The sequence below is a fragment of the Parabacteroides sp. AF39-10AC genome (assembly GCF_003635405.1).
GTDB classification, from domain to species: Bacteria; Bacteroidota; Bacteroidia; order Bacteroidales; family Tannerellaceae; genus Parabacteroides; species Parabacteroides distasonis.
Window position 1 is genome coordinate 68,167 of the sequence record NZ_QTLP01000009.1, and the last position, 16,014, is coordinate 84,180.

Genomic DNA, 16,014 nt, shown 5'->3' on the forward strand with positions numbered 1-16,014 from the left:
TTTTTATGAAATCTCAGATCTATCAACTAAGCATCTTTTTAAACCTCGATTACAAACTGATTCTGTTCGCTTTATATCTTCGTTCTTCTTTTTGTTAGCCATAGTCTTGCCGAGACTCAGTTGTAATAGATCTCAGAAATATATTTTACAAGGGATCAATCGTGTCTTTCCTCAAATCTCCTGTAACGCAAATGTAGAAAAATTATTATTCGATTGGTTATTTTAATATTTATTTTCCTGCAAAATTATTATTTTTGGAAAAAACAGAACGCAATCTCCGATTTTATCTACGAATAGTTTAAAATCTAAGTTGTCATGAAAACATATGCTGAAAGAAAACAGAGAACACCGCATACCCTTGTTGGTCATGTTGGTAATTCCAAGCAAGCATCTTTGTGTGAAATATTACAGTCTTCTCATGATAAGTTGCTTGAGAGGAAGGCTATTCAATGTCAAATAAATAATAACAGTCCAGGAACTAAAATAAAAGACGAGCTAAAAATACCATCAGTCAATAATTTTGTACCCATTCAACGATATGCTACCTTCACGGAAGGTGGGAAAATTTATAATATTTCCAATTCTGGCCAAGCTATTTGCGGCTTGGAATATCCAAATCACGAATTGTATGTATTAGATTTTAATACTATTATGCAAAAGGAAGGTGCTATGATTGAGTTTGTGCCAAAGGAAAAAAGACAATTTACAAGACTCAATTCAACATACCGTACAAAAGAGTATATCCGGGTAGAACCGAAATGGAAAAAGGAACATGATTTTTCGAGTAAAAAGTTAATTTCAAGTTTTTCAAATCTTAATGATGTTACAGGTGGATATAATGAAGAATTTAATTCGCTCTATCAAGAGGTGAACGAGATAAGAAAAAGCAGTGAGAATTTAAGGAAGTTCTTTGTTCAGTTGCAATTTAAATGGCCGGTCGAACAGAGTCAATTTACTTCTGTCTATGAAATGTATAAAGAAATTCACATTAAACTTTCCTCTTGGCTCTACCCAGAAAGAGGTAAAAAGCCTGTAACTGGAAGTTATGATACCTTGATCGAAAATTTAACCACATTGAAGTCTGATCTGGAAGTAGCCTTGTCGCCCTCTTCCTATATACCTACCGTCTTTGATAATAATAGTGAAAGGGATGATGTCCACGAGATGTATGGTCCGATTGTAAATAATATAGATTCCCTTATATCGAAATTACGACAAATAAAGAGTCGTATCTCAATTGATACCTTAGGTCTATGTACCAGAGAGGCATTTCTTTACGAACAAACCCACTCTGAAGAGGTTAAAATGCCCAGAGGGTGCGATATGGTTGCCTCTCTGTTTGGCCGATACGAAAGTCAAAGTAAATCTAGCATGTTGAATTTTACAGTGAAAGATAGTACCGCTCATCATTACGCTACCATTATCTCCCAAGACAATTCGGATTATATAACGATAGAAGGGTTTGCCAAAAAGAATTATGCGGGTGTAGACGATACTTGGGAATTTTTTATGCATGGACATTTTAATACCTCTCCCGAACAAGCATTTACGGATTATACGAAAATAAGATATACTTATTTCGATCAGTTTAAGGGAGGAATCGATCCAACAAGACCCCATACATCCAAAGAAACAGGTAATTGTTATTCTGATACAATTAATTCTTTTATGGGTAATTATTATAAAAAGAATGAGTAAATAGAACCTCTATAATATTTCTACAGAATAGGAGGCGACCTCTAGCGATCGCCTCTATTTTTCTTAAAGTTTTTCTATTCTACTTCTACCACAACCATTACAGGAAAATGATCAGATGGCGTACGAGCGACATACTTCTGCATGGAAACTTCTTTAGGGAAGTTCGCATCCTGTTCCTTTTGAGCGCTTTCTTTTGCTTCCGAACGATACGTATCCGTCAAGACTCCGTACTTTTTCACATCAAACTCTTTCGTAAGGAATAAATGATCGATACGACTGTCTGTTTTGCGATCCGCATGGAAGGCATTAAACGTGCCGTTGGGTACATACCGGAAATCCGCTATCTGATAAGAATCCCGCATAATACCGGAATTGTCCAGTAATAAGTAGGATTCATTATGTTGATCCACATTAAAATCACCTGTTAGAATCGCCGGTAGCTTCTCCGGAAATTCTTTCAACTTCTTAAGGATAAGTTTCGCGCTTTCCGCACGGGCCTGTACGCCAATATGATCCATATGTAAGTTAAAGAACAAGAAAGTAAAGCCGGTTTGTTTATCCCGAAATTTACCCCATGTGCAAATACGGGGAAGAACGGCATCCCATCCCTTATTGGGGCGATCGGTTATCGTAGACAACCAAAAGTCCCCATGATCCAGTACCTCAAACTTCTCCTTACGATAAAATATGGCAGAGTGTTCCCCGGCTTGTTTACCATCATCACGCCCTACCCCGATATAATCATAACCGGGCATCGCATTTTTAAGGTCTTGCAATTGCTGGTACTTGCCTTCTTGAGTTCCGAAAATATCAAAACCGTGAAACTGAATCAACTGGGCGATATACGGATACCGTTGCCCCCAGCCATTACCATTCGTCGAGTCACCCGCATTCGCGTTACGCAAATTATAAGTGGCAACTACCATAGACTCCGCCTGCAACGCAAACACGGAGCAAAGGAGAAATAAGAAAGAATAAATTAGCTTCTTCATACCTTTATAATTATTTTTAACATCCTAATCCTTAAACTCAAAATTCAGCCTCAATCATAATCGGGAAATGGTCTGAAGGGTAATGACCGTATTGGAACTCATTCAACGTACCATATTTATTCACGTGAATATTCTTGGTAACGAAAATGTAGTCAATTCGATTCTTCATCGGAGCATTCAAATTAAATTGATTTGTCGTTCCTACCGTTCCATAGGGTGGTGTTTTTGAGATTTCCCGTGAATCCAACAGTAAACCATCGGATTTCAATATTTGTATAGGCTCAGAATCCGGCGTACCATTGAAATCACCTACACAGATAGCAGGGGAATCCCCCGCTATCTTTTTAATATTAGCCAACATAATCAAAGCAGACTCATGACGGGCCACTTTACCGATATGATCGAAATGCACACTAAAGAAATAAAATTCCTTTCCCGAAACCTTATCCTTCAACTTCGCCCAAGAACAAACCCTCCGGCATTGCGCATCCCAGCCAAAAGAAGGCTTATCCTGTGTCTCCGACAACCAGTAATTTCCCGAGTCCAATAATTTAAACCGATCTTTCTTAAATAAGACCGCGGCATGTTCCCCTGCCTCTTTTCCGTCATCCCGACCTACACCAACAAACGTATACGTACCATCTTTCACCAAATCCTTCACTTGGTGAATCAGTCCTTCCTGGATTCCAAAGACATCAAAGTCATGGAAATGAACCAAAGATACCGCCATGTCTTTGCGGTGTGCCCATGAATCATCCTTATCCCCCTCATTATCATACCGCAGATTAAAACTACCCACGTTCAGTTTACACTTCTGTTGTCCGGATATCCCTATGCAGAAAGTAAATAAAGAGATAAACACTATAATTAAGTTTCTCATGATACCCCCTTGATTACCAACCCGGATTCTGGCTTAGATTCGTATTGAACTGGATTACAACCTCCGGTATCGGATACAAGTACTGACGAGTCGGCCAGCTCCGTCCAGCATAATTATACTCCATCAAATAACCACCTTGAACCGGCTTCACGTTTAGCACATTACTCTTATTTGTACCTACATAGACACCAATCGCAGCATATTTCTCATCAGCGATTTTGTCCGTATCATAGAAATAGGCGTCATAATTACCATCGCCATTCACATCCAGCGGTTGGTTAAGTGACGGGATAAAGATACCTTCCCAAGGATCGTTCACCCAAAGATCGCAACAATTCCAACGTTTCAAATCATTTAGGCGCAAGCCTTCCAGACAAAGTTCAATACCACGTTCGCGACGGATCTCCAACAAGGAAGGATCAGAGATCGTCGGGTAATAAGAAGCGATATAAGGTTCCGCAGATGACGGACGGGTTGTCAATGTACCTGTCTGTGGTGTGCCTCCCGTAATTCCCGCACGAGAACGAAGCGCACCTATCGTAGCCGCCCAATCCGCATCAGTCAGTTCGCCTAATTCAGCCTTAGCCTCAGCATAGTTCAACAAAACCTCAGCATAGCGCATGATAGGAATGTCATTATCATTCGTAGCCGCATCATCGTAAGCCACGTCATCCATGGCAAACTTCGTAAACTGATATCCCGTCAATGTATGTCCCGTGAAATTAGCTGCCGTCGGCTCATAAACACCAGAAGCATTCTTACGGGTATAATCCGCTCCCCGGATCGTCTGGTTCAAGCGGGTATCACGTCCTGTTGTCTCCTCCACGAAATTCTTATAGCTTCCATCCGCTTTTTTCTCGACATAAGGCGTACCATCCGCATTCAAGTATGACAGCATAAATTTACGGCTCATGCATAAGTGTGGTCCGTAAGTAGAGGAATTATACCACCAATTCTGCTCACCCAGTCCTAACACCTTGTCAGTCTCGATAGCCATCATTACCTCCGTGGTAACGGCCTTATCGGCAATGAAAAGTTCGCGATACGCTCCACGGCCATCGCTATAAGCACCTGAAGTATAAAGTTTGTACGGTCCGTTATCCATAACTTCCTTAGCCGCCTCAGCCGCTAGTTTATATAAATCTTTGGCCGAATATTCCGTACATCCCGTACGAGCGATATCCAATTGGTCAGCGGCATGGTATTTACGCCAAGCAGCCTCAAACAAGCAAACACGAGATTTGAAAGCGGCAGCTGTCCATTTATTTACGATCGTTGAATTATGCGTGACATCCTCTTCCAATATATTCGTATACGCATAATCCAAATCCTCCAAGATATGCCCGATAATCACATCACGTGTATCACGCGGGTTATAAAGATCCGGGTCTTCAGCCTCGTTAAATACCTTATCAATCCAAGGTACCTCGCCATATTGTACCAATTTATCAAAATAGAAGCGAGCACGGAACAAGCGTGCGATACCATTATAATTGTCACGGATAGTCGTGCTTAGTGACTCATTCACGTTATTCTCCAAAAAGAAATTTATATTACGAAGAGCGGACCATGACCAACTCGTCGCGCTATTCGTAGTATAAGCGCCAACCTCCATACCACCCAAGGAATTTTTCACCCCATAATCTGCCGTAGCATCACGCCGGAAAGCGCTTCCTCGGGAAGGCAAGACATTGTAAAATGAGTACGTATACGTCTTCAAACCATTCTCGGAGCTAAACACCATATCCACAGAAGCCTCCGACTTTGGTTCCTCATTCATCTCGCACCCCGAAAATATAGCCAAAAGTGCCACCAGACCGCTTAATAATATATTCTTTTTCATTTCGTATAATCTCCTATTCTTTAAAATGTAACATTCAGGCCGATGCTGAACGATTTCATCATCGGGTAATTATATCCATCACCACTGTTGCTGGAAGTCAAGTCCTTATCCGATTCACCGATATTCGATACATTGACATCCTTGGAATACTTGTAAAGCGGAGACCATGTAAAGAGATTTTCCCCGGAAAGATAAATTCCTACATTTGTCAAATGCAACTTCTTAATCCATTCTGATGGCAAATTATAGCCAACCTGTATGTTCTTCAAGCGTAGATAGGCCGCATTCATCAAATAGCGCGTGTTGGCGTTCTTATGACCTCCATAGAAAGGCGCATAGTAACCCGTGTAACGAGGCAAGAAAGCATCCGGATTCTCTGGAGTCCAATAGTTGTCCACATGCCAAGAGGGCATCTGGTTATACGGACGATTGTACTGCCCCCAGAACGTAGAGGCTTCATTAGACGGATACCAATCTTGCTTACCCACCCCTTGGAAGAAAGCACTTACCCAGATATTGTTCCAATCGGCAGAGAGCGTAAAACTATAAATATAACGAGGCTCCTCGTTACCAATGATCTTACGGTCGCCCGGATCATCTACCGTATTCTGTCCGCGGTCAATATAGCCGTTGCCATTCAAGTCTTCGAACTTAATATCGCCCGGATACAACTTATAGGTTTTCGATGTTTGCATAAGTGGGTTATAATAGGATTGCCCCGCAGCTTTCGCAGCGGCCTCAGCCGCATCGATGCCAGCTTGATCCTGCCACAAGCCATTGGATACAAACCCCCAAATCTCACCGATACGCATTCCCTCGTAATAATTCTTGTCGAGCGACTGATTTGCGTACTCGCTCAATGACATATTCGCGTTATTAAACTTGTCGATCACTGAATAGTAATCCGCCAATGTTCCCTTGATACTATAATTAAACCGCTTACCAGCTAAATCAAATCCATCTTTCCATTCCAAAGACAACTCATAACCATAGGTAGACATATCCGCATAATTACCTTTCGGCGAGGAAGCACCGAACACATCCGGTACGGTCGGGCCATTCACGATCATGTCGGTTGTTTTACGGATATAATAATCTCCGCTCACGGTCAAACGATTGTCGAAGAATCCCAAATCCACTCCGATATCATACGTCGTGGCGGTTTCCCACGTCAAGTTGCCGGGAAGAGCCGCCGGAGATGACATATAATTCTGCCGCAAACCGTCAAGAATATAATCAGACTTGCTGATACCCAATGTCTGGATATACTGATAATTACTCAATCCGGCCGCATTGCCCAAAGAGCCCCAAGAAAACCGGACCTTAGCGTTAGAGATATGTTCGGACTTAACATTCCACCAAGGTTCTTGCGAGATTCGCCAACCCACGGAAGCCGAGGGGAAGAAAGCCCAACGCTCATCACTCGGGAAGCGGGAGGAACCATCGTAACGTCCGTTTACCTCCAATAGGTAGCGATCGTCAAAGGCATAATTCAAACGGAAGAAAGCGCCACCAAACTGATAAGCCTTCCATTGTGAGGTAATGCTCCGGTTATCAGTACCCATCACCAGATTCATGTTGTCCACGTCATCCGTCAACAGGTCATCATTATAAGCATAGATACGTTTGAAGCTAGATTTCTCGTAATTCCATCCAGCCATAGCCTTAAAATAATGTTTCTCGGCAAAGGTTTCCTCAAACTCCGCGAAAAGGTTCGTAGCTAGATAGTTCGTATGATCAGTTGTCTCCGCCAAGTTGGAGTAAGTACCCGTGATATATTCGATCTTACTTTCGCCATTCGCATCGGCCGACCGCGCATATGGCGAACGCACCTGTTTCTTAGTCTTCTCTTGCGTCTTCTGTTGATAAGTAAAATCACCATTCACACGCAAACGGTCACCCAAGAACTTCGCATTGAATGTCGTAGTATTCTTCAAGTTGGAGTTCTTTGTCGTAATACCGCTACGTCCATAAAGCAAATCGCCTACGGTATAGACGGCAGAATAAGTCATCGTACCATCAGGGTTGAACAGTGGCGATGACGGGTGTCCCTCGTCCGCAATATTTCTCCATACCACACCAGAACCTTCCGAATAGGTAATCGGATTGTAGTATTTATTATGGGAAAACTCAAAGTTATTGCTGATCTTCAACCAAGGAGTCAACTGATAACCTCCTTTGAAGCGCATATTATAGGTCTTGAACTTATCCGTTTGCTCATCGCTATCGAAAAGTCCATCGTAACTATAGAAACGTCCTGACAAATAATAATCAAACTTCCCGTCGGAACCCGAGATGGAAAGATTTTGATTCTGCGCAAAGACACTCTTCTTATACATCAGATCATAATAGTCGGTTCCTTCCGGATAATACACATAACGGCCTTTTGTACCGATAGAGCCATCAGAGATCACCGTCCCGAAATCGCCCGTCTCATGACGGCGCTTATACTCGTCCAGCCAAGCCACGGAAAATTGCTGTGTCTTGTTGATACCAGAAGGATTCGCTTGATTGTAATTAAAATAAGCGTCATAAAAATGCTTTGCCCAAATATAACCATCGGAAACTACATCCGGCACATTCTGTGGTGATTGTAATGAATAGCTAGAAGACCATGTCACCTTCGGCTTACCTTCCGTAGCGTTCTTCGTCGTGATCAAAACCACGCCAAATGGAGCACGTGCGCCATAAATAGCGGAAGCGGCAGCATCCTTCAATACGGAAATACTCTCAATATCATTCGGATTTAACATAGAAGGGTCTCCTTCCACACCATCAATCAACACCAAAGCACTACCCCCATTGATAGAACCGGCACCACGTACGTTAAAATCCGCCGTACGCCCCGGTTTACCATCAGACAAGGAAATATTCAAGTTCGGGACAACTCCTTCTAACATCTGAGTAGCGTTAGCCGTAGGACGCCCCTCGAATACATCACTAGTCACTTGCTCTACCGCACCAGTCAAATTCACTTTTTTCTGGGAACCATAACCCACCACGACTACCTCATCCAGCTTCTGCGTGTCCTCATGAATAGATATAACCAAATTATCTTTATTGCCTACCGGAACATCTTGAGCCACATAACCAATATAAGAAACCTGAAGTATCGCATTCGGAGTTACCTCAATAGAGAAATGACCATCTATATCCGTGATGGTACCATTGGTAGATCCTTTCACGACCACATTCGCCCCGATGATTGGTTCCCCTTTCGGGTCTGTAATCGTACCGGTAACTTTCTTATTACCTTGTTGCTGAACAGTTTTTACCGATGATAAAACGATCTGATGACCCGATTTCAATACATAAGCCACATTCGCTTGCTTTGCTATCGCATCCATTACAGCATTAATATCCGCATCTTCCACGTCAACAGAGATCGGAGAATTCAGACCTTTGATCCCATCATTATAGAAAAAACGATATTCAGTCGTTTCCTCTAATTCTTTAATAACCTCCCGCATCGGTCTATCCTTTACCGACAACGATATCTGGGCGGCAATCGCAACTCCGGAAAAGCCCGACAATAATTGGGCATACAAAAGTGTCCGGAAAAAAGAGTGCTTGAAATTACTCATTTTTAAAAATTTTTTAATAATACATAGATTTTAAACAGGTAACTTTACAAGCAAATCATTTACATATTCTATCTTATTTATAACCGGCTAGTTATTTCCTTGAAGATATTATATACAAGTGATTTTGCTTAAGAGGAAGAAGGGCCTTGCCTTTCTTCTTTTTTTACTACAATCATCTAGCTCATCTCATAGGCTTCTTCTTTATTAGGTTAACACTCAACTTTCTATTTCTCATTTAAATAAATAGTATCACCTACCGACACATACGTAATCGGAGCCGTAAGGCTTATTATTTCAAATACATTATCCAGACTATTATTCCGGATCACCCCCGAGAAACTGTAGCCTTTAATCTTATTGGACAAAAAACGAACTTCAACATTATACATTCGATTCATCAATACCGCAATCTCCTCCAACGACTCGCCAGAGAAGGCCAGTTCATTCGTACGCCAAAGACGGGCATAAGAAGCATTTGTCGGGTGATTAACAGATAATATATGACTAGACTTATTAAAAACCGCACTCTCATCCGGAGACAGAATCACAAACTCTTTTCCAACCGCTGTTCGTACACTGCCTTCAAACAAGGTCGTAACCACCTCGTCATCTTCCTCATACGCCTTCACATTAAAAGCTGTGCCTAGCGCCTCGACTTCCATATCCCCCGCATTTACCAAGAAACGGCGCAATGTATCTTTCGAAACTTCAAAATAAGCCTCACCAGATAAAGAAACTGATCTTTCTTTCACGCCATAATCACTCTTATAATTAAGTTTAGTATGCGAATTTAACCATACTTTCGTCCCATCAGGAAGAACCACGCTAGCACGTTGCCCATTATCTGCCAACACCACATAATCCAATGGATCAGGTGGTGGAACCTGTCTCATATTATACCAATGGGAGCCAATTCCAAGGCCTATACATATTAAAGCCACCGCCGCATAAGAAAGCCACTTCCATAAGGTATGCGGTTTCTTCTTTATCTCCAGAGTTTTTTTCTCTTGTCTCATCCGCTTTTTAATCTCACAAAACATCTGTCCTTGTAGCTTAGGAGGAAGCTTTTTCCCGGAAGATTCTTCCCATCTAGACTTATAAAAAGCCATGATCTCTTCCTTATGATCGGGATCTCTAAACCACGCCAAAAGAGTTCGCTCTTCTTCCGGTGAAGTCTTACCACTCATGAAGCGATCCAATAATTCGATATGTGTATGCATTTTTCTCATCGTGTAATAAGTATATCCCGAAAAAGAACTTTACCCTTACACGGAAAAATCAAGAAAGCCTTGATTTAACACAAATTAATACCACACTTGTTTTCCGCCTTCATAAGTAAACGGGCGATGTTCTTTTCCTCGTGTATGGTTATGAATACGAAAAATAGATTCCCGTGGAATATTTTGATAAATTAATTTATTGTCTTCGGCATACTGTTTACCTAATGATATCCACTTTTTGTCCCAATAGAAGAGTTCATATAATTCTCCCGTTACGATCTTATTATCATCATTCCTCGGATAAAATTCCACCTTCGCTATCTGTTTAGGTTCGCCTAGATCTAGAACAACAAATTGATCTTTTTGAAATTGATCTGGTTGATAATAAGACACTCGGTCCTGATCTGTCACCAAATCGAGACCATGTCCTTTAGTCCCTTCATTTCCACCCCACTCTCCGGAAAACTGCTGGCCATCGCCTCCAAATACTTTTATTTCCGCTATAGCGTAAAAATAGCCCAATGGCTGTGTTTCTTGAAAATCACAGATCAAATAACGATATTTTTGGGAAACAGATATACGGAAACTATCCACATAAAAGGGAGGATTTTCAATAGAATATATCAAAGAACGATCCGAAAGATCTTTCTTGTTACAAACATAAAAGCGGGTTCCTATCGTTCCTGCGGCTTGAAGCGCCGTATTCATTCTATATGGAACTTTTGAATAGAATGTAGCAGAACTTTCCGCTTTTTCAAAATCTGGTAATAACTTACGTAATTTACCTTCACGAGTCAGAATAAACGCATCTCCAGCAGGTCGTATCTCTCCATCATTATAATAAGCGGGAAGATAGAGCATGTTAACCCCCATTTTAGGAAAACGTACCTTGGAACCTTCCGGTCGCCCCCAACACACTGGATTCCAACCAATAATATCATAGCAACATAAATAGACATATTCTTTGGGATGTTTCTCATTCCAAAGTGGTACCTCTATATCTTCGCATACGACATACTGGTCCGTGATATCTTGAATCCCCGGATTTTTGAATAAAGGAGGTATTTCTTCTTTAGACAAGATAGCGAGCGAGTGGGGTTGTATCCGATAGTTATACCTATAGACTTTAGGAGCAGTCCTACAATATTGAATAGTAATAGTCGACGGAAACATATCAATTTTAGATTGATAGACATCTCTCCAAAACATCCCGTCTATCTTAATGTCATCCTTAGTAAGGAAAGGTCTTTGTGTATTATCATATATCATGCCGAATTGCTTACTCCCTATAATCTCGACCCATGAATGAGGATATTGTGAATTTCCCCAACAGGGAACCATATTTAATGCAGCAGGTATACCATTCGCCCTCAATGCAGCAATTTTATATGTAGACTTTTCTAAACAAGTTCCCATTTGAGTGGCTACTATATTTTGGAAAGTCATAGGGCGCAATCCTTGATATTTACCGGTAAAGATTATCCATTCATTGAGAAAGCCCTGCTCTACCTCATCCGATATAGCTTTACCAATTTCTTCATACGAACACATATACATAGAATCTCGTAGTGAAGCATATTTTCGATCAAAATAACTCCCAGCATGTTCCCAATGACAATTATCTGTAGTGTAAGGGAGTACATAATCAAAGAAAATATCCCAGTCCATATTCTTACACCAAGGATATCGCTCTTTATTTTGAAAACACTGATCTATATGATGTATAAGATAATCAGAAGACAATTCTTTCAAATCAGATAAAAAGCGAGGATTTACTTTTGTATAAGAATACAATTTGTTTATACTATCATATATAGCGTATTGGATATCATATAAAAAGGAACCGTATGTCTCTCTATAATTAGCGAAAGCATCGAAATACACATGGTTTCCTTTCACCGAGTTACTATCTAATACTTGCTTCCCTATCATATTACTTATTAGAAAGCGGGCAGCTTCCTGTTTCTTCTGATTATCCTTATAATGATCTAGAACAGCTTCTAACTCCGATCTATTTTCTCCGGAGTTATCCAACGCTAATTCCAATAGAACATTTTCATTCGAAGAACAAGCATAAAAAGTTAAAATAATAAAGAAAAAAAAGTATCTTACTATCATAGCTAAAATGCTTTTTTACTACCATGTAAATGTAACCTTTGATAGATCAAAAGAATACAGATGATAATCATCATCCCAGCCCAAGACTATTAGTTCTTTATCATCGTTTGTCACACAAATATTGAATAGTTTTATATCAGTAACTAATCGACAAATACATTTTCCACTCCAATCATATACTAAAATGTCATTACTTAACATAGTATCTAACATTCTTGTATTAGTATGCTGATTCAACTTTTTCCCTGAATATAAAGTATAAATATAACGATCAGTCGCATATATATCCGTATAACCGATTACATTCTCTTTGCCATGCTTTATGCCGTTCCTGCCAGATCTACTATCATCAATGTATATAGGATAAATATCGTGATAACGTTTTATGAGCATTGGAATCGTATCTATCTGATATAGTTCAAAGATAGCGCCAGAGGCCGCAACCGTAGCCAATCTATCTAATACTGAATTATAAACCATATAGCCTTGATAGGCAAATGTTTTACTTTTACCTCCACTATCGTTCCCATCATTTGGAAAATCGCCAAAAGACTTCACATATTTACCTGCACAATCAAACAAAGCATATCTCTTAGTATTTGTTTCCTCTTTATCAAGGAGTCCAGAAACGACATACCCATGCTTTGTTTGAATAGCAGAGAGAAACATATATTCCAAATTCACAATAGAAGAAATACTTTTAGATAAACTTTTGGTTATAATTTGTTTCTTTTGTATATCCAATATAATCACATTTGATTTATCTTTCTTTTGCATCAAACGAGGCATGATGTTTTCATCTGGGCCTTCTCCTGTTTGGGAAAAAGATAGAATACTGTCTTTTGTATAATATATTTTATCCAAAAGAGAATCACCTAAATAATTCTCTTTGATTAGACATTTCTCACTCTCAAATAGCATCATCCTCCCAAACGAACTTAACTTATAAGTATCCGCATTGAGTTGATTTGCTTTTATATTAACGACTTGTAGAAAGTACTCTTTGGGATCTATTTCGTTCTGTTGACAAGAGGCAAAGTGTATAAAAATAAAAATTATAATTAATATATATTTCTTCATATTATTCTTTTCAAACAGCTGAATCATTATACTTCTCTTTGCTTTTACATAGCCTAAATAGTCTAAATATCAGTTTATCATCATCATAATTTGGATTTTTATAATGATTTTCAGAAATATACAATCCTTTTTCATCAATATACATCAGATTTGGATTATATGTATATTCAGGAAAAACAGTCTCACCTATTATATTAAAGTTTTTATCTAGAATTATAATAGAAAATATCTTTCTTCCAAAATCCCACAATTCCATATAGTTTTCTCTATTATCTATCTCTGTTTTCAAATAGCAAACTCTATAATACACATCACGGTATTTATCATATAATAAGTTACCATAATTTGGATTTTCACACATAGATTTTAATGTTCCATTATAATCATTCGGCATCACAACCCTATCAATATAATTACTTTTTACATTCACTCTTTCAACAATATTGTGATCTATAGAAGTTATAAATATATCTTCTTCATAGAAAAAAGAATAGATAAATTTATCACCATTAAAACATCTACTAAAATACAATTCTACACCAGCATTCTTTTTTTTATTATCTGCACCACTAAATCGGGGATATTCAAATGGAAGTTCTTGTACATTCCCTGTATTTAGATCAATCATTGCAGATACAGGGTTGGGATATTTCCATCGATTACACTCCGACAATACAAAAAGATTATTATTAAATTTAAGTATAGGGTGATAACTAAACGACAAAGAGTTACATGCGTTTAAAACATTTCCATCTTTTGATTTTCCATAATAAATTTTTTTATTTATTTTCCCCTCTTTATTTACACTATATATTTCCGGGAGCTGTAAACTCGTCAGATAAATACTATCTAGACTGTCAATATAATACCCTAAGAAAAAACCAACTCCATTATCTCCCTCTATATCAAGATCTATTTTGAAGGCCATTTCTTTTGTCTGTATATCATAAAAAACAATCTGATTTTTGAAACCATTTTGAAAACTAATATATTGATGTCCATCTTTATCTGTATAAGGAAATAGAGCTTTAATATATGGTTCTACATCATAATTCAAATCAAATGTCATATTACTATCCTTTTCCAAGTAATACATATAATTTATTTTTTCACAAGACAAAAGAGCAATTAAGCTTGATAATATTATTAGCAAATAATATCTTTTAATTTTATAAGTATTTGAGATAAGTTTCAATCGTAATAATTAGGTTCTACAACGAATTATATAGATAAAAACAAAGTTATTTTATTACATATTTCACTACAAAAACGTTATAGAACCATAAAATTAATCACATGGAGCACAACCGATAGACCCACTATTACAACAAGCTCTTGTATCTAAGTTCAACCAGCAACTCCAATGAGTAGTACATTCTTCACCCGCAAGAGCTTCTATATTGCTTAACGCTAATCCAGACAAAGAAGGATCAATATTATTTTTTAGAATATTAATCATCACCAAACAGAAAACAATAACAATAAGAATAATTCTTAATTTCTTCATAACGCTCATAATATAATTATTTATAAGATCTTTATATTTTGCCTAATCCTCTTTAGTTAGAATAAGATATCCTCTGTATCTTTTTTTACATTTAAATAAATTTTAGACTTTCACATCACCTCCTTTCTGATAATATTTTGGAGCGAAGAACTTGCTGTGATAGCTTCTAATATATCAGGCAAGTTTCCCTTTTATAATTTGACTTTATCAAATCGTATTTCCCCGTATATTGAATTTAATTAATTGATTTGTATTACATTTTACCGTGATTGTCTCATCAAAGAGTCCCTTATTTTCAGGTGTCACTCCCACTTTAATATGAAGAGATTCACCGGGCTGAACTGGATGTTTATCAAACAAAGTTTGAGCACATCCACAAGTGGTAGTTACATCTATAATAACTAAAGGTTGGTCTCCTGTATTGACAAGCGTAAACAAAGTGTCTTTACTCTTCCCTAAAGGAATAGTTTCTAGTAAGAGTGATTCCTTTTCCACTTTTACGGTTGTCTGAATTGGTGCAACAGGTTGTTTCCTACTTATTTCTTCCAAATATAATTCTTTTACGTTCGGGTTATGGACAGGATTACCTATCACTACCACTTTATTATTCTTGTCTAATAAAAATACTTGAAACCGAATATCTTTTGGAAAATGATTGAGCTGATTTAGACTGTCTGATCGATCCAAGCAAATCGGCTTGTCAAAATTCTCTCTTATTAATAAAGAATGTATCTCCCACTGATCATCAAACTGAAAAAAAAATAAGAAAGGGATATTCTTCTGACTGATAGAATCTGTATATCGGATAAATTCTTTCCAACGGGATAATTGCAATTTACAACTCGTACAACCAATTGAGTCTACAAAAACCAAGACTTTGTAATCCGAAGTCGGGATTACGAAATTAGTTGTATCAGATGCAAATCTGGTAAAGACCATATTTTCCGGAAATAGAATCTGCTTACCCTGCCATTCTTTAACCAACAATGTTATTATTTCCTTTTGCTTATCTTGACAAGCTGATAGGAAAATTGTTAATAGTAATATGATTAGATCTAAAGGTTTCATTTTATGTAAATGTATATACGTTTG

The 16,014-nt window shown here is 38.4% G+C and carries 11 protein-coding genes; 1 reads left to right on the top strand and 10 read right to left on the bottom strand.

What is annotated here, in order from left to right:
- Positions 1-315 precede the first annotated feature (315 nt).
- Complete coding sequence (locus tag DW033_RS10135) at positions 316-1,698, top strand: hypothetical protein (RefSeq protein WP_048926993.1); 1,383 nt, start codon at positions 316-318, stop codon at positions 1,696-1,698.
- A 74-nt stretch (positions 1,699-1,772) separates the two neighbouring features.
- On the opposite strand, the gene DW033_RS10140 is transcribed toward DW033_RS10135, so the two are convergent.
- The 10 genes from DW033_RS10140 to DW033_RS10185 form a co-directional block, all read right to left on the bottom strand.
- A complete protein-coding gene (locus DW033_RS10140; RefSeq protein ID WP_005863542.1) occupies positions 1,773-2,690 on the bottom strand; it encodes an endonuclease/exonuclease/phosphatase family protein in 918 nt (305 codons plus the stop codon).
- A 37-nt stretch (positions 2,691-2,727) separates the two neighbouring features.
- Complete coding sequence (locus DW033_RS10145; RefSeq protein ID WP_005863544.1) at positions 2,728-3,570, bottom strand: endonuclease/exonuclease/phosphatase family protein; 843 nt, start codon at positions 3,568-3,570, stop codon at positions 2,728-2,730.
- A gap of 13 nt (positions 3,571-3,583) precedes the next feature.
- Positions 3,584-5,413 carry a RagB/SusD family nutrient uptake outer membrane protein gene (locus DW033_RS10150; protein ID WP_005863546.1) on the bottom strand — a complete coding sequence of 610 codons (1,830 nt, stop codon included), beginning with the start codon at positions 5,411-5,413 and terminating at the stop codon, positions 3,584-3,586.
- 20 nt (positions 5,414-5,433) lie between these two features.
- Positions 5,434-8,997 (bottom strand): TonB-dependent receptor, encoded by a 3,564-nt coding sequence (locus tag DW033_RS10155; RefSeq protein ID WP_121960707.1) that lies wholly within the window; start codon positions 8,995-8,997, stop codon positions 5,434-5,436.
- Positions 8,998-9,221: 224 nt separating this feature from the next.
- Positions 9,222-10,226, bottom strand: coding sequence for a FecR family protein (locus DW033_RS10160; protein WP_048926992.1), 1,005 nt, complete (start codon positions 10,224-10,226; stop codon positions 9,222-9,224).
- A 75-nt stretch (positions 10,227-10,301) separates the two neighbouring features.
- Positions 10,302-12,335, bottom strand: a complete 2,034-nt coding sequence (locus DW033_RS10165; protein WP_005863552.1) for a transglutaminase domain-containing protein — start codon at positions 12,333-12,335, stop codon at positions 10,302-10,304.
- A gap of 18 nt (positions 12,336-12,353) precedes the next feature.
- Entirely contained in the window at positions 12,354-13,442 is a 1,089-nt protein-coding gene (locus DW033_RS10170; protein ID WP_229103443.1) for a BF3164 family lipoprotein, read from the bottom strand.
- The gene (locus DW033_RS10175; RefSeq protein WP_005863556.1) at positions 13,426-14,511 is read right to left on the bottom strand and encodes a DUF4221 family protein; all 1,086 of its coding nucleotides are present in this window, start codon (positions 14,509-14,511) and stop codon (positions 13,426-13,428) included. The genes DW033_RS10170 and DW033_RS10175 overlap by 17 nt, the downstream gene beginning before the upstream one ends.
- Before the next feature lie 192 nt (positions 14,512-14,703).
- On the bottom strand, positions 14,704-14,922 hold the full coding sequence (locus DW033_RS10180; RefSeq protein WP_157257407.1) for an NVEALA domain-containing protein: 219 nt from the start codon (positions 14,920-14,922) through the stop codon (positions 14,704-14,706).
- Between the two features lie 207 nt (positions 14,923-15,129).
- Positions 15,130-15,990, bottom strand: coding sequence for a DUF1573 domain-containing protein (locus tag DW033_RS10185; RefSeq protein ID WP_122382725.1), 861 nt, complete (start codon positions 15,988-15,990; stop codon positions 15,130-15,132).
- Positions 15,991-16,014: the final 24 nt, after the last annotated feature.